The organism is Paraburkholderia sp. Cpub6 (genome assembly GCF_014201065.1).
GTDB classification, from domain to species: Bacteria; Pseudomonadota; Gammaproteobacteria; order Burkholderiales; family Burkholderiaceae; genus Paraburkholderia; species Paraburkholderia tuberum.
In genome coordinates this window covers 176,479-192,686 of sequence record NZ_JACHDM010000011.1, presented here as the reverse complement: position 1 = coordinate 192,686, position 16,208 = coordinate 176,479, and the positions used below count along the sequence as shown (strand labels likewise).

The following is a 16,208-nucleotide window of genomic DNA, read 5'->3' as shown; positions in this document are numbered from 1 at the left end:
CTCCTCCAGACCCTATGCGACGATGTTCAATCCGCCGTCGATATACAAGGTAGAACCGGACACCCGCCGGGCATACGGCGTGGCCAGAAACGCACAGGTATAGCCGACATCCATGATGTCGACGAGTTCGCCGAGCGGCGCGCGCTGCACCGCTTCGTTGAGCAGCAGCTCGAAATCCTTCAGGCCCGAAGCGGCGCGGGTCTGCAGCGGCCCGGGAGAAATCGCGTGCACTCGGATGCCCCTCGGTCCCAGCTCGAACGCCAGATAGCGCGCGCAGGCTTCGAGCGCCGCCTTGACGGGGCCCATCAGGTTGTAGTTCGGCACGACCTTGTTTGCGCCGTAGTAGCTCATCGTCAGCATGGTGCCGCCGTCTTTCATTAGCGGCGCGGCGAGGCGCGCCATCCGCACGAACGAATGGCAGGAGATGTCCATCGCGCTCAGGAAGCCCTCACGCGACGATTGCAGCAAGCCGCCCTGCAGATCTGCTTTCGGTGCCCATGCAACGGCGTGAACGAGAATATCGAGGCTTCCCCATGTCTTCTCGATCCGCTCGAACACGGCCTCCATTTCGTCCTCGCCCGTTACGTCGAGCGGCATGAAGATCTCGGCATCGAGTGCTTTGGCGATCGGTTCCACATAAGGAAGCGCCTTGTCGTTCGCATAGGTGAGCGCAACGCTCGCGCCGAGGTCGTGAAACGCCTTTGCGCATCCGTACGCAATCGAATGCTCGTTGGCGACGCCGGTCACGAGGGCCTTCGCTCCTCGCAGAATCAAACTCGGTTGCTCGACAGACATGGTGAAACTCCTCTATGGGGGGGCGACAGCGCGCGTATGGCGGGCGATCATCAGTTCCTCGTTGGTGGGCACGACCCAGACCGGCAGCCTGCTCGAGGCGCGGGTGATCAGCGGGCCGCCCGCCCGATTGGCCGCTTCGTCGAGTTCGGCGCCGAGCCACGCGGCATCGCGCACGATGCGCTCGCGGATCGCGACGGCGTGCTCGCCGATGCCGGCTGTCAGCACCAGTGCGTCGAGACCTTGCATCGCCGCGGCGAGACTGCCGAGTTCGCGCCCGATGCGGTAGGTGTAGACGTCGATCGCAAAGCGGGCACGCGGGTCGTTGCTGTCGAGCAGCACGCGCATGTCGCCCGAGATGCCCGACATGCCGAGCAGCCCCGAGCCCTTGTAAATGAGGTCCGCGATCGACTGCGTATCCATCTTCAGCTCGTCGAGCAGATAGAGCATCACGCCGGGGTCGAGGCTGCCGCAACGCGTGCCCATCGGCAGGCCTTCCACCGCCGTGAAGCCCATCGTGCTCGCCACGCTCTTGCCCGCGACCATCGCGCACATGCTCGCGCCGTTGCCCAGATGCGCGACGACGGTGCGCCCCGCCGCCGCGGCCGGTGCGATCTCCGGCAGCACGCTCGCGATGTATTCGTACGAGAGCCCGTGAAAACCGTAGCGCCGCACGCCGTGGTCGGTAATCGAGGGGGGCAGCGCATAGGCCTGCGCGGTCTCGGTCTGCGTGCGATGAAACGTGGTGTCGAAGCACGCGACCTGTGGAAGGTCGGGACGCAGCTGAGCGAGGATGCGGATCGGGGTCAGGTTATGCGGCTGATGCAGCGGCGCGAGCGGGCTCAGGCTGTCCAGCTGATCGATCACCTCGGAGGTCGCGAGGACGGGGCCTGCAAAGCGCTGCCCGCCGTGCACGACGCGATGCCCGACCGCCTTCAGTTGATTGCCGCCGCCGTGGTCACGCAAAAAACCGCCCAGATATTCGATCGCGCCCTGATGACCGAGCCGATGGCCATCGCCCCATTCGTGCGAGCTGGCATTACCGTCGCGGTCCGTCACGCGAAAACGCGGGCTCGTGTAGAGCGCTTCGATCTGACCGCGCAAAATGAGCTCGAGTTGTGCTTGTTGCGCGTCGAAGGCGCTGAACTTGAGGCTCGACGAACCTGCGTTCAATACGAGGATCACATCCGCCATGACGTCACCCGACCACCTTGCCGGCCTCGCGCCGTGCCTTGGCCACCAACGCGGCGACCGCGCACGACGCGAGACGCGTCGACAGAGAATCCGCGCGGCTCGTCAGAATGATCGGCACGCGCGCCCCGAGCACGATGCCCGCCGCGTCCGCGCCGGCGAGAAACGACAGGCTTTTCGCGAGCATGTTGCCCGCTTCGAGGTCCGGCACCATCAATACATTGGCGCGACCGGCCACCCGCGACTCGATCTGCTTGATGCGCATGGCTTCGATGCTGATCGCGTTGTCGAGTGCGAGCGGACCGTCGACGAGCCCGCCGGTGATCTGCCCGCGGTCCACCATCTTGCACAGCGCCGCCGCTTCCACCGTCGATGGAATTTTCGGATTGACGCTCTCGGTCGCGGACAGGATCGCCACGCGGACTTCGTCAAGTTTCAGCGCGTGCCCGAGATCGATCGCGTTCTGCAGGATGTCGACCTTCTCTTCGAGCGTCGGCGCGATGTTGATCGCGGCGTCGGTGATGATCAGCGCGTTCTCGTACCCGGGCACGTCCATCACGAAGCAATGGCTGATGCGCCGCTCGGTGCGCAGGCCGGTGTCACGGCGAATCACCTCGGCCATCAGCTCGTCCGTATGCAGGCTGCCTTTCATCAGGGCCTCCGCCTTGCCTTCGCGCACCAGTTGCACGGCTGCCGCCGCGGCGGCATGGCTATGCGGCGCATCGACGATCGTGAGGTTCGAAATGTCGATGCCGTGTTCGGCGGCAATCGCTTCGATGCGCGCGCGCGGCCCGACCAGCAGCGGCGTGATCAGTCCCATCCCGGCTGCTTCGACCGCGCCATTGAGCGAACTCTGGTCGCACGGATGCGCGACCGCTGTCGGCATCGCCGGCAGCGTCCGGCAGAAATCGATCAGACGCTGATACTTCGCGTGCTTTTCCATCTGCGTATTCCTCGTGTGTACGGTGCGTTGGATTGGTGACGCGTGGCACGCCATGCTGACGGGCGCCGTGCATACGGGCGCCGTGCGCACGGTTCCGTCACGCTTGCGTCCTGCCGCGCATCGCGCCAGTTGCTCACGTGCGAGTGGGGTCGGGCAAACGTGCGTTGCGCTTGCGGCTCACGCGCGAACCCAGCACCGCGCGGAGGCGTTCGAACGCCTCCTTTTGCGCGGCGTCGGGCGCGGTGTTCAACACGCGCTCGTCGCTCGCCAGCTTGTCGAGCAGTTCTAGAAAGCGCTCGCGGTCCTCGCTGTGGGAAAGCAGCTTCGGCAGCGTGGCTATCGCCTCGTCCGGTTCGAAGCTGACGATGATTTCCTGCTCGCCCCGGATCCGCCGCCAGTGATCGGGGCTGATGTCGGGCAGGTACTCCGCGTAACTTTCGGCGATCTCCTTGCGCATCTCCAGGCGCGCGAGCGGCAACGACCCGCCCTTGCGCGACAACAGATAGGCCGCGCGCGCGAGCGCCTCCGTGTAGCCGCCGTCGCCGATCGCCTGCAACGCCGTGCGCACGAACGGCAGCTCGCGCGGATCGATCGCGCCGGCTTGCGCGGCCACGCCATCGGCGGCCGGCTTGCTCAGATACGTCGCATACAGATTCGCGTACACGCTGAAGAAGCTGGCCTCGGTCCCCGCGTCGCGCATCGCGCGGTAATAGTCCAGCGACGCGCTGATCATTTGCGAGCCGTTGTGTTCGAGCTTGCTCCACGGGTTATCGGCGGCGGCCCGCTGGCGATTCTCACGTACCGACTGAGCGGCCGCCGGCAGCCAGCCAAGCCACGGGTTCATCGCGGACACGGCCCAGCGCTGCCAGCGCAGCGGATGAAACTGGCGCAGCAGGCGGGCGCTCGTTTCGTTCGACATCGACTGCACGAACGGCTGCGCGAGCAGTTCATACATGCGCTGATTCAGATTGGACACCGCGGCGACTGCTTCGAACGGCTTTTCGTCGATGCGGCCGAAGCGGTTGAGATGCGCGGAAATCTCCTCGAGCCGCCGCTCATGAAATTCGACTTCGTATTCGATCTCCCCGGCCGCGTTCCTGGCCTCGTTGATGGTCATGCCGTAGAGTCCCGGCGGGAAGGTTTCGATGGTCTCGAGCACGGACATGATCTGCTTGTGCTCCTTCTTCGCGACTTTCCCGGACACGAAAATGCCCAGATGCCCGATGTTCTGGTGCGTCAGACCGACGATCACCTGGCCGCGCGACTTGATCTCCTCGGTGCTGCCGTACAGGTCCGCCACCCAGTTGAACGCCTGTTGAGGCGGCGTGATGTTGTCCCCCATCGACGCGAACAGGATGATCGGCGAGCGGATTTCACGCAGATCGAAAGCCTGGCCGCTGCCGTTCGTCACTCCGCCCGACCACAGCTTGTTGCCGACGAACAGGTTGCGCGTGATCCATTCGATCTCCTCGCGATTCATCAGGTAGTAGCTGCCCCACCAGCGCTCGAATTCCAGAAAGCGTGGCGGCTCGGTATCGACGTTCGAGAACAGGTGGTAGTACTTGTCCCAGAACGTGTTGGCGGGATTCAGGTTCTCGAAGTTCTCCACCAGATACGCGCCGTCGAACTTGCCGTTGCCAAGATCCGCCGCGTACGACGCGAGCCACGCGCCGCCCAGCATACCGCCCGCGTAACGCATCGGGTTGTCGCCCTCGCCTTCGCTCCAGGCCGCGCTCCAGTACGACATCGGCGCACCGTTGATGACGATCGGGCCGGTCTCCTCGGGGTCGGAGCTGGCGAGCATCATCGCCGCCCAGCCGCCCTGGCAATTGCCGATGATCGCGGGCTTCGGACTGTCGGGATGCAGCGCGCGCACCTTGCGCACGAATAGCTGCTCGGCGTTGCACACGTCGAGCAGGGTCTGACCGGGCTCGGGGTCGCGAAAGAACACCACGAAGTAGACGGGGTAGCCCGCGCGCAGCGCGACGCCCGCCTGCGAATCGTCCTTGAAGCCGCCGATGCCGGGGCCGTGCCCGGCGCGCGGATCGATGATCAGATACGGACGCTTGCGCACGTCCACGCCCACGCCTTCGAGCGGACGAAGTTGCAGCAGCGCATAGTTGACCGGCCGTTCGAACGTGCGGCCGTCCAGCACCGTGTCGTACTCGAAATGCAGCACCGGCGTGGGACCGCTGACGCTGCGTTCGACGAACTCGTTGCCGCGCCGGTACAGCGTGTCCCAGAACAGCAGCGAGCGCTGCGCGGCATCTACCGTGTATTGCCACGCACTGAGCGGATCGAATGGCGCGGGCATCGCGCTTGCGGTCGGGGCGCCATCGTGATCGAGCCCCAGCGTTTCGGTGACCCGTTCATTCAGATGCCGCTGGGCGATTTGCGTGCGCTTCTGCAGCACGTGGGTGATTTTTGAGGCAATGTCCTGGCTTTGTGACAACAGCGTTTCAGCGTCCATCGGAAGACTCCTGAAAGGTGCGCGTCACGATCGGTGCCGAGGCACGCGCCGTGCATTGATTGAATCGTGGAGTTGGCCCAGAGCTCTAGCAATCGGACCAAGGTCTTATTATGCGCGCGACCCGGTGCAGCGCACGGGTTCGGGCGCGGCGCGTGTCGACGTGACGCAGCGCGACGTCTCATTGAACGGGGTTCGCCTGCACCGCTGCGGCGATATCGCGGCTCACCGAGGCGAGCGCGCGATCGTAGGCGGCGATGATCGGCTCGAATCCGGGACCGGATACGCTCTCGCGCGCGACCGAGCGGCCGGTGACGGCGCGGACCTTGCCGGGCGGCCGCACGGCCCACAGCACGTCGACGGTGACGTCGCGCCCCGGCACGGACTCGAAGCGCATCACGTCGATCCGCACGCGCCAGACGACGGACGGATCGCGTACCGCATCGAATACCGAAATCTGCTGCGAGTTCAGCAGCGCGCCGAGATCGGCCGCGATCACGCGGCCGATCTCGCCACCGAGCGGCTGCGCCCAGCGGTCGAATTCGTTGACCGCGACCTCGTTGTTAGCGATCCGCGTGACGATCTGCGGCCGGTCCACGATCTCGGGTATCGTGACCGGACCGATCACCGCCGTAATCGGCCGGCTCGCGCCGGTGCTGCTCAACGAATCGTCCGGGCTCAGCGTGTAGAAGTTCGTCGCCGGCGACTTGCAGGCGCCGAGCAGAGCGCCGGCGAGCACGAGCATCAGGCCGGCCGCGAAGCGGCTTATAAAGCGGCCCATCGCATCTGTCATGGCTTCTTGTCCTCGGACTTGCCGCGCACGAGCGATTCCGGATGCTGCGCCAGATAGTCGGCCAGCGTGCGCAGCGAGGCAGCGGTGCGAGTCAATTCACGCATTGCGTCCTCCGTCGATTGCTGCAGCGACGAGTCCGGCTGCAGCGCGGCATTCGCGGAATCGAGCGTCGATTGCGCGGACAGCAGCGTGTCGCGCGCTTTCGGCACGACCTGCGTGTTGAGCTGCCCGAGCATCGCGTTGGTGGTGCGCAGCGTCGAGCGCGCGTCCTTGCCGATATCCTCGAACGGTATGTTGTTGATCTTGGCGAGCAGCCGCGTGACCGATTCCTGCAGCGATTGCAGCGTGCGCGGAATCGCGGGCATTTCGGGCGGCGTCTTGTTCCAGTCGATCGACGCCTTCGGCGCGTCGGGGAAATAGTCGAGCGCGAGATACTGCTGGCCGGTCAGCAGATTGCCGGTTCTCAACTGGAAGCGGAAGCCGTGCTCGACCAGATAGTTCGCGAGACCGCGCGGGTCGTTGGTGAGGTGTCCGCCGGCGCCGTCGTTCTGATAGCGCGACGTGAACCGCTCCGGATAGAGATTGATCTCGACCGGACTGCTGAAGCGGCGGGTGTCCGGATCGAAGCGCGTGTAGATCGCCGTCACTTCGCCGATTTCGACGCCGCGGAAATCGACCGGCGCGCCCACTGTCAGACCGCGCACCGAATCGGTGAAGTTCACCACGTATTTGACGACGATGCGATCGTGCATCTTCATCGCGTCGGCGCGCGTGGTGTACAGCTCGAACCGGGTGCTGGTATCGGCGCTCGTCTCTACCTGTGAATCGGGCGGCGATTCGAACGCGATCCCGCCGATGATGATCGACACGATCGACTGCGTTTCGACGCGCAAGCCGCTGCTGTCGAACGCCATATCGACACCGCTGGCGTGCCAGAAGCGCGTGTCGGTTCTGACGAAGCGGTCGTAGGGCGCGTTGACGAACACCTTCACCGTGACGCCGCGGCCGTCCGGGTCCAACTGGTACGACGCGACCTGGCCCACCTGAATTCTGCGGAAAAACACGGGCGTACCCACGTCGAGCGAGCCGAGTGCCGTGCCATGCAACGTGTACTCGTGCCCCGGCACGTCGCTGGCGATCACGGGGGGCTCCTCGAGGCCGACGAAACTGCGGCGCGCTTTTGGCGAATTGCCGACGTCGACGTCGATATACGAGCCCGACAGCAGCGTGCCGAGCCCCGACACCGTGCCACCCGAAATGCGCGGACGCACGACCCAGAAGCGCGTGTTGTCGACCAGCAGGTCCGCCACGTCGCGCGTCACCTCGGCCTTGGCCACCACGCGCTTGTGGTCCGGCGTCAGCGAGACCGCTTCGACCACACCGATATCGACGTCCTTGAACTTGAGCTTGGTCTTACCTGCTTCGAGACCGTCGCCGATCTTGAAGCTGATGCTGATCTGCTCGCCGCGCTCCATCACTGCCTTCACCGCCAGCCAACCGCCGATCAGGATCGCCACGATCGGCACCAGCCAGACCAGTTGCATCCGCCAGCGCGAGCGCGGCACCGGCTCCGCGGCGGGCAGTTCGGGCTCTTCAGTCGGAGTGGACACGTTCCGTCTCCAAAGCGTCCCACATCAGGCGTGGATCGAACGCCATCGCGGCGAGCAAGGTCAGCACGACGACCGCGCCGAACGCGATCGCCGCCGGCCCGGCCTTGATCGTCGCCAGCGCCTGGAATTGCACCAGCGCGACCAGCATCGTGATCACGTAGATGTCGAGCATCGACCAGCGACCGATCAGCTCGATCAGGCGATAGATCCGCGTGCGCTGCGCGGGCAGCCATTGCCAACGAAGCTGGGTCGACAGCGCGAGATACCCGATGCCGAGAATCTTCAGCATCGGCACGACGATGCTCGCGATGAATACGAGCAGCGCAAGCGGCCAGGAGCCCGATACCCACAGATACACCACGCCGCTCATGATCGTGTCCGTCTGCGAGCCGAACAGCGAACTCGTGTCCATCACGGGCAGCACGTTGGCCGGAATGTAGAGCACCATCGCGGCCACCAGAAACGCCCACGTGCGCGACAGGCTTGCGGGCTTGCGCTGGTGCAACGGCGCCTTGCAGCGCGGACAGACATGCTTGACCGCGCCGCTGGGCTGCTTGAGCAGCAGGCCGCATTCTTCGCACAGCACGAGCCCGTAGGCAGACGCCGTGATGGCGTCGCGGCGCACGCGGATCGGCGGTAGGTGCCATGGCTGCGCGCCACGCGTTGCCGTGATGCGCGCCCACACCTCGCGCGGATCGAACGTCGCCGCCGCGGCCGCGATCAGCAGCATCAGCGCGATGAACGACCACAGCGCGGTGCCCGGCACCACCTTGGCGATATGCGCGAGCTTGACCAGCGCGACCAGCAAGCCGAGGATCAGCACCTCGGTCATGCCCCACGGCCGCGCAAGCTGAAACAGACGAAAGCACTCGGCCGGCCGCCACGGCACGCGCCCGAAGCGCAGCGGCAGCAGCAGCCACAGCATCGCCGCGGTTTGCAGCACCGGCGTGACGATCGTCGTCAGGCCGACCAGCAAGGCGAGCGGCCATGAGCCGTGGCTGTACAGCATGCGCACCGAACCCGCGAGCGTCGTCTGCACGACATGGCCGTTCAGCGACAGACCGACGATCGGAAACACGTTCGAGATCACGAGTAGCACGGCGGACGCGCACGAGAATGCGAGCGCATACTCCGGCCCGTTCGAGCGTCCGCGCCTGAGCTCCGCGCGGCAACGCTGGCAGCGCAACGCATTGCCGGCGGCGGGCGGCGCGCCGAGCTGAAGCAGGTCGCACTCTTCGCATGCAATCAGCTCGTTGCCCGTCATCTCGCCTCCACTGCACCCGACGTTCCAGCCGGCGCGGGCGCGTTCTGCGAGACCGGCGCCATCGCCGGCGAGTTTTGCGGCGCGGGCGGCGGCGCCGTCAGTTTTTCCGCCTCGCCCACCCAGCCACCGCCCGTCGCCTTGTAGAGCGTGACGTACGAGGTCAGCACCGCGCCTTGAGTTTCCGCATAGCTCAGTTGCGCGTTGAACAGGCTGCGCTCCGCATCGAGCACTTCGATGTAGCTCGTATAGCCGCCTTCGTAGCGCTGCCGCGCGAGGTGCGCATAGGTGTGCAGCGCCTCGACCTGGAGGTTTTGCGCGTCGAGTGCCTGATGCGTCTTCTGCACGGAGATCAGCGCGTCCTCGACCTCCTGGAACGCTACCTGGATCGCCTTTTCGTACGAGTACAGCGATTCCTGCTGGCGCGCTTCGGCCTGGTGCACCTGGCCGGTGATGTTGCCCGCCGTGAAGATCGGCTGCGTGACGCTGCCGGCAAACGACCACACGCGCGCCGGGCCGGTGAACAGATTCGAGAACTGCGCGCTGACCGAACCGAACAGCCCGGTCAGCGAAATCGACGGGAAGTACAGCGCGCGCGCCGCCCCGATCAGCGCGTTTTGCGCGACCAGCGTCTGCTCGGCCTCCAGCAGGTCGGGACGTCGTTCGAGCAGATCGGACGGCAGCCCCTCGGGAATCGGCGGCGTGCCCATCTGCGACAGCTCACGGCCGCGCAGTATCGCGCCGGGATTCCTGCCGATCAACACCGACAACGCGTCTTCCTGCTGGGCGATCTGCGCTTCGAGCTGCGGAATCTTGACTTGCGCGGCTTGATACTCCGACTGGCTTTGCGCGAGTTCCATCTGCGAGACCTCGCCGTAGCGGAAGCGCGCCTCGAACACACGCACCGATTCCGCGCGGCTTTGCACGGTCTCCTTCGCGATCACTAGCTGCCGGTCCAGACTGCGCAGATTGATGTAGGCCGACGCGACCGAGCTCACCAGCGACAGAATCGTGGCGCGGCGACCCTCTTCGCTTGCGAGCAGATTCGCGCGTGCCGCCTCGGTTTCCCGGCGCACCTTGCCGAACAGATCGACTTCCCAGGACACCGCCAGCGTCGCGTCGAACTGGTTGTAGATGGGGCTCACGCCCTTCGGCACCGGCACGCCTTCGTCCTGCGAGACCCGTTGACGCGACGCGTCGGCGCCTGCCGAAAGCTGCGGGAACAGCCCGGAGCGCGTGGTCACGAACTGCCCGCGAAACTCGTCGACCCGCGCGGCCGCGACCTTCACGTCGCGATTGTCCTGCAGCGCGGCGGCGATCAGCTGATCGAGCACCGGGTCCTGAAACTGCTCCCACCACACGGCGTTGGCGATGCCCGCCGCCTCGCCCTGGGCGAAACGATAAGTGGCCGGCACGTCGACCGCCGGGCGCTGGTAGTTGGGGCCTAGCAGGCATCCGCTCAGCGCGAGCAGCATGACGGATGCGAGCAAACGCGCCGGTGCCGTGCCGTGCATGTCATTCACCTGCCTGCGGCGCGGACGGCGCCTCGCTCGACGCACCGGGCCCCGGCACCGCCGAGGGTTCGCGTCCCGCGCCGCCGCTGGGCTCCACGCCCGGCGTCGGCTTTTTGCCTCCCTTCGAGCGCGACGACATGGTTTCGAGCAGGTAATAGAACATCGGGATGAAGAATACGGCGATCGCCGTCGCGCCCAACATGCCGCCGATCACACCGGTACCGATCGAATGGCGGCTGTTCGCCGATGCACCCGTCGCGATCGCGAGCGGCACGCAGCCGAGAATGAACGCGAGCGAGGTCATCACGATCGGGCGCAGCCGTTCTTCCGCCGCGGTCATCGTCGCGTCGAACACCGAGGCGCCGCTCTCGCGATTGAGCACCGCGAATTCGAAGATCAGGATTGCGTTCTTCGCGGCGAGCGCGACCAGCATCGTCAGCCCGATCTGGAAGTAGACGTCGTTGGACAGGCCGCGCAGCATGATCGCGAGCAGCGCGCCGAACAGCGCGAACGGCACCGCCATCAGCACACCGACCGGCAGCGACCACTTCTCGTACTGCGCGGCGAGGATCAGGAACACCATCACGAGACCGAACACGAACACCAGCCCGGAGGTGCCGCCCGACTGCCGTTCTTCGAATGCCTCGCCGCTCCATGCCACGTCGTAGCCTTCCGGCATCTGCGCGGCGATCTGTTCCAGCGTCGAGATCACCTGTCCGGAGCTGTAGCCCGGCCCGGCATTCGCCGTGACCTTGATGGCCGGAAAATTATTGAATCGCGTGACGAGGTCCGGGCCCGTCGTAAAGCGATAGCTTGCCACCGACTTGATCGGCACCATCGTGCCGTTCGTGCTGCGCACGAAGATCTGATCGAGGTCGGTAGGCTTCAGGCGATACCGCGGGTCCGCCTGCAGGATCACCTGCCACAGCCGGCTCGAGCGGTTGAACTGCGATACGTACAGCGAGCCGAACATCGTCTGCATCGAGCTATAGACGTCTTCGACCGGCACGCCGAGCGTCTCCGACTTGTCGCGATCCACGTCGACCAGCAGTTGCCGCGACGCCGCATTGAAGGTCATCGTGACGCCGGTCAGCTCCTTGCGCGCCCGCGCTTTCTGCACGAACTGGTCGGCCACGCCCGCGAGCTGTGCGATGGAAGCATCCCCCTTGCTCTGAATCCACACCTCCGTGCCGCCTGTCGTGCCGAGCCCCGGAATCGATGGCGGGTTGACCGGCAGAATGATGCCCTCCTGGACGTTCGCGAAGTGGCGATACGCGTCGAGCAGCACCTGGCGCGCGTTCTGCGTCGCGCGGTTGGCGCGCGTATAGCGTTCGTCGAAGCTCTTCAGACCGACGAAGAAGGTGCCGGCATTGTTCTTGTTCTGGCTGTCGAGCAGGCTGAAACCATCGACCGTGGTGATGCTGCCGACCGCCTCCTGTTTCATGAAATAGTCAGTGATGACTTGCGACACCTGGCCGGTGCGGTCGAGGCTAGCCGCGTCCGGCATGATGACCGCGCCGAGCAGATAACCCTGGTCTTCAGGCGGCAGGAACGCCGACGGAATCGAGCGCACCATCAGCACCGCCAGCACGATCATCGCCGCGAAGAACACGAGCCCCATGACAAAGCGCTTGATGATGAGCTTGACCGCGCGTGTATAGCCCGACGTCATGCGGGCGAACTGATTGTCGAACCAGCGGAAAAAGCCCTTCTTCTCGTGGTGCGTGCTTTTCAGCAGCAACGCGGCGAGCGCCGGTGACAAGGTCAGTGCGACGATGCCGGACAGCACCACCGAGATCGCAATCGTGATCGCGAACTGCTTGTACATCTGTCCGGTGATACCGCCGAGAAACGCGACCGGCACGAACACCGCGCACAGCACCAGCACGATCGCCACGACCGGGCCGGCGACTTCGTCCATCGCCTTCTTCGAGGCCTCTTTCGGCGAGAGCTTGTGCACCGTCATGTTGCGCTCGACGTTCTCGATCACGACGATCGCGTCGTCGACGACGATACCGATCGCGAGCACCATGCCGAACAAGGTCAGCATGTTGATCGAAAAGCCGAGCAGCAGCATGAACATGCAGGTGCCGACGATCGACACGGGCACCGCGATGATCGGAATCAGCGTCGCACGCAGGCTTTGCAGGAACACGAACACCACGATCACGACGAGTACCAGCGCTTCGAAGAACGTGTGGATCACGTCCGAGATCGACGCTCGCGTGAACTCGGTCGTGTCCATCGCGATTTCGTAGGTCATGCCTTCCGGAAACGACTTCTTCAGTTCCGCGAGTGTCGTGCGCACCTGCTTCGCCACGTCGAGCGCGTTGGCGCCCGGCTGCTGATACACGGCGAGCACGGTGGCCGGCTTGCCCTGGAAGCGGCTGCGAATCGAGTAGTCTTTCTGGCCGAGCTCGGCGCGGCCGATGTCCTTGAGCCGCACGATCGCCGCGCCGCCGCTCGCGGCGCGCACGATAATGTTGTCGAACTGCGAAGGCTCGGCGAGGCGCCCCGTGGTCGTGACCGCGAACGATTGCTGGACCGCCCCGCTGGTCGGCGACTGTCCGATACTGCCCACCGCGAACTGCTGGTTCTGGTTCGCGACGACCCGTTGCACGTCGGCGGCCGTCACGCCCAGCTGCGCCATCCGGTCGGGCTTCAGCCAGATCCGCATCGCGTAGTCTGGCGTGCCGAAGATACTCGACTGGTTCGCGCCCGGAATCCGCTTGATCGCGTCAAGCACGTAGATGTTCGTAAAGTTCGCGATATACGTCGAATCGTAGCGGTTGGTGGGCGAATAGATCGCGATCACCATCATGAACGCCTGTGACTTTTTCTGTACCTGAATGCCCTGCGCCTGGACCGATTGCGGCAGTTGCGGCAGCGCGAGATTCACGCGGTTCTGCACGTCGACCTGGGCCAGTTCGGGGTTCGTGCCGATCTGGAAGTACACGTTGAGCGTCATACTGCCGGTCGACGAACTCGACGAGTTCATGTAGATCATGTTGTCCGCGCCATTGACCTGCTGCTCGATCGGTGCGGCGACGTTGTTCGCGACGACCTCGGCGCTGGCGCCCGGATAGGTCGCGGACACCGTAATCTGCGGCGGCGTGATGTCGGGGTACTGCGCGACCGGCAGCGAGAACATCGCCAATGCGCCGCCGAGCGTGATGACGATCGAAATGACTGACGCGAAAATCGGCCGATCGATGCAGTAGCGCGAAATGTTCATGGCGACTGCCCCGTCACTCGGCGGCGGGCGCTGCCGCGGCGCCTTGCGATGCAGCCGTCGCCACCGCCGCCTGGCTTTTCCCGCCGGCCGCCAGGGTTTTGATGATCTTCAGCTGCGAATCCGCGGTAACGCGCAGCGCGCCGTCCACGACGATGCGCTCGCCCGCCTTGAGTCCGTCGGAAACAAACCAGTTATCGCCCTGCCAGTCGCCGACTTCGACGACGCGCTGATGCGCCTTCGAGGCGCTATCGACGACCCACACGAAGTGGCTCTTCGCGCCCTGCAACACCGCGCGCTGCGGCACGAGCGTCGCATTGGGCCGGATTGCGCCGGAAACGCGGGCCCGCACGAACTGGCCGGGGCGCAAGATGCCCTTCGGGTTTTCGAAGGTCGCGCGCACGAGGAAGGTTCCCGTTTCGGTGTTGAACGCCGGGTTCGCGAAGTCGATCTGGCCTTGCTCGGCATAGGGCGAGCCATCGGCGAGAATCAGATGCACGACGAATTCGTTGTGCGCGGGAAACCTCAATAGTCCTGCCGCGATGTCGTCGCGGTACTTCAGCATCTCGTTCTCGGAGATGCTGAAGTTCACCCACATCGGATCGAGCTGGTACACGTAGGTCAGCAAACCGTTCGAGGTCGCCGTCACGTAGCTGCCATCCTGCAGACGCGCGAAGCTCGACAGGCCGTTCAGCGGAGACTTGATCGTCGTGTAGCTTAGGTTCAGCAGTGCGGTGTCGACTTCGCCCTGGGCGGCGATCACCGCGGCGGCGCTCTGCTTCTCGTTGCCGACCGCGTCGTCGAGATCCTTCTTGCTCAACGCGTTCTGCGCCGCCAACGGCACCACGCGCGCGAGATTGGCCTTGGCGACTTCGAGACGCGCCTCCTGCTGGGCCAGTTGCCCTTTCGCGGTCCGCAGCGCGGCCTCGAACGGCTTGCGGTCCATCTGGAACATCGTTTGTCCCGTCTTGACCAACGCGCCTTCGGTGTACATGCGCTTGTCGAGGAAGCCGTCCACCCGCGAGCGGATCTCGACTTCACGCGAACTCTGCGTTTGCGCGGTAAATTCGAAGTCGACCGGCGTGTCCTGCTGCGTCACCGTCATCACGGTCACTTCCGGCGCGGCGACGACCGGCGGCGGTGGTGCCTTCTTGCACGACGCGAGTGACGTGAGCAGCGTCAGCGCCGCGACGACGGCGAGCAATGGGAGAGCGCCGCGAGAATCCGGCCGCGGCGAGACCAGGGACACGGGTACGGTTTTCATCGCGCACTCCGCCTGATCACAAAGGCGTGCAGTTGCCGAACAGCACGAAGGCATCGTTTCTGTTCGCGATCGTCAGCGTCATCTCGCCGTCCGTCGAATCGACGACCAGCGTCCAGCCAAAGCCCAACTCATTGCCGAGGATCAGGAGCTGATCCGCCTCCTTGGTGACCGACAGCATCGGCGTCGTGCGCGCGGGACCGACGACCGCGCGTTTGTCGAAATCGAGAGTCAGGAATTTGGGCAGACCGAGATCCGCGGGCAAGGCGCGCGTGCAGGCGATGCCGGGATCGCAGGCGTGCGCGTCGATCGTCGCGCAGATCAGCCGTTTGCTGCCGTCGAAGTCCGCCGCGCCCACCTGCATCGCAGCGGTACCGAGAAGAATCGCGAGACAAACCGAAATTGATTTCATCACGTGCGCTCCCGCTTTTATCCTTGAACGCTGCCGCACTCCGCGCGGCGCGTCGCACGCGCAAAGGCACGCGCGCGCCGCAACCTGTCCGGTTTCGAATTCGGTGCGGCGCAGCCGGTGTTCGGTTCGACGCGTTGACTGAGTTCAGTTTGGTGGTCCGAAGAAACGGCGACAATCGGACCTTGGTCTCATATCGTCCGGCGCGAAGACGCGCGTTCAGGGTGTCGGCGGACCGCCGATGGCCACCTCGACCGCCTTGAACAGAATCGCACTGGTGAAAGGCTTGCGCAGGTACGCGGCCGCGCCGGCCGCGAGCGCGGTCTGGCGGACGGAGAGATCGTCATAGGCAGTAATCACGATGACCGGCACGCCCATTTGCGCGAGCTGACGCTGGACTTCCAGGCCGTTGGTTCCCGGCATCTGGACATCCAGAATCACGCAGGCAGGCCGATACGACGGAATTGCCACAAGCGCATTCAAGAACTCGTCACCGCTGCAAAACGTCTCCGCCCTGATACCTTCGGAATGCAGCAAACGCTTGATGGCTCGGCAGACCGACTCGTCATCGTCGACCACCGCAACGAATTGGTTAGGGTTGACCATATGACAGCGCGAACGCGCAGTCGCTCCGGAAAGTGAACCACTGATGCCTTAGCGTACTGGTTGAAACCCCGATGAGATATAAGACTTTGGTCCACTAGCGGTGTCGGCCAGCACCGCTGAAAGTGGCGG

Annotated in this window: 12 protein-coding genes; all 12 read right to left on the bottom strand. The window is 64.9% G+C overall.

Going from position 1 to position 16,208, the window contains the following annotated elements:
- Positions 1-12 precede the first annotated feature (12 nt).
- The 12 genes from fabI to HDG33_RS20120 all read right to left on the bottom strand — a co-directional run bounded on the left by fabI (position 13) and on the right by HDG33_RS20120 (position 16,079).
- Positions 13-795, bottom strand: a complete 783-nt coding sequence (gene fabI / locus HDG33_RS20175; RefSeq protein ID WP_184032415.1) for an enoyl-ACP reductase FabI — start codon at positions 793-795, stop codon at positions 13-15.
- 12 nt (positions 796-807) lie between these two features.
- Positions 808-1,986 (bottom strand): acetate/propionate family kinase, encoded by a 1,179-nt coding sequence (locus HDG33_RS20170; RefSeq protein WP_184032413.1) that lies wholly within the window; start codon positions 1,984-1,986, stop codon positions 808-810.
- Between the two features lie 4 nt (positions 1,987-1,990).
- Positions 1,991-2,980, bottom strand: a complete 990-nt coding sequence (locus HDG33_RS20165; RefSeq protein WP_184032411.1) for a phosphate acetyltransferase — start codon at positions 2,978-2,980, stop codon at positions 1,991-1,993.
- Between the two features lie 79 nt (positions 2,981-3,059).
- Positions 3,060-5,396, bottom strand: coding sequence for a DUF3141 domain-containing protein (locus HDG33_RS20160; RefSeq protein ID WP_184032409.1), 2,337 nt, complete (start codon positions 5,394-5,396; stop codon positions 3,060-3,062).
- Between the two features lie 178 nt (positions 5,397-5,574).
- The gene (locus tag HDG33_RS20155) at positions 5,575-6,186 is read right to left on the bottom strand and encodes a membrane integrity-associated transporter subunit PqiC (protein ID WP_260330522.1); all 612 of its coding nucleotides are present in this window, start codon (positions 6,184-6,186) and stop codon (positions 5,575-5,577) included.
- The gene (locus tag HDG33_RS20150; protein WP_184032407.1) at positions 6,183-7,796 is read right to left on the bottom strand and encodes an MlaD family protein; all 1,614 of its coding nucleotides are present in this window, start codon (positions 7,794-7,796) and stop codon (positions 6,183-6,185) included. The genes HDG33_RS20155 and HDG33_RS20150 overlap by 4 nt, the downstream gene beginning before the upstream one ends.
- Positions 7,780-9,060, bottom strand: coding sequence for a paraquat-inducible protein A (locus HDG33_RS20145; protein ID WP_184032405.1), 1,281 nt, complete (start codon positions 9,058-9,060; stop codon positions 7,780-7,782). The genes HDG33_RS20150 and HDG33_RS20145 overlap by 17 nt, the downstream gene beginning before the upstream one ends.
- On the bottom strand, positions 9,057-10,571 hold the full coding sequence (locus tag HDG33_RS20140) for an efflux transporter outer membrane subunit (protein ID WP_184032403.1): 1,515 nt from the start codon (positions 10,569-10,571) through the stop codon (positions 9,057-9,059). The genes HDG33_RS20145 and HDG33_RS20140 overlap by 4 nt, the downstream gene beginning before the upstream one ends.
- 1 nt (position 10,572) lies before the next feature.
- The gene (locus HDG33_RS20135) at positions 10,573-13,806 is read right to left on the bottom strand and encodes an efflux RND transporter permease subunit (protein WP_184032401.1); all 3,234 of its coding nucleotides are present in this window, start codon (positions 13,804-13,806) and stop codon (positions 10,573-10,575) included.
- 13 nt (positions 13,807-13,819) lie between these two features.
- Positions 13,820-15,067 carry an efflux RND transporter periplasmic adaptor subunit gene (locus tag HDG33_RS20130; protein WP_184032399.1) on the bottom strand — a complete coding sequence of 416 codons (1,248 nt, stop codon included), beginning with the start codon at positions 15,065-15,067 and terminating at the stop codon, positions 13,820-13,822.
- Positions 15,068-15,083: 16 nt separating this feature from the next.
- Positions 15,084-15,476 (bottom strand): hypothetical protein, encoded by a 393-nt coding sequence (locus tag HDG33_RS20125; RefSeq protein ID WP_090808966.1) that lies wholly within the window; start codon positions 15,474-15,476, stop codon positions 15,084-15,086.
- A 216-nt stretch (positions 15,477-15,692) separates the two neighbouring features.
- Positions 15,693-16,079 (bottom strand): response regulator transcription factor, encoded by a 387-nt coding sequence (locus HDG33_RS20120; protein WP_090808964.1) that lies wholly within the window; start codon positions 16,077-16,079, stop codon positions 15,693-15,695.
- Between the last annotated feature and the right edge of the window lie 129 nt (positions 16,080-16,208).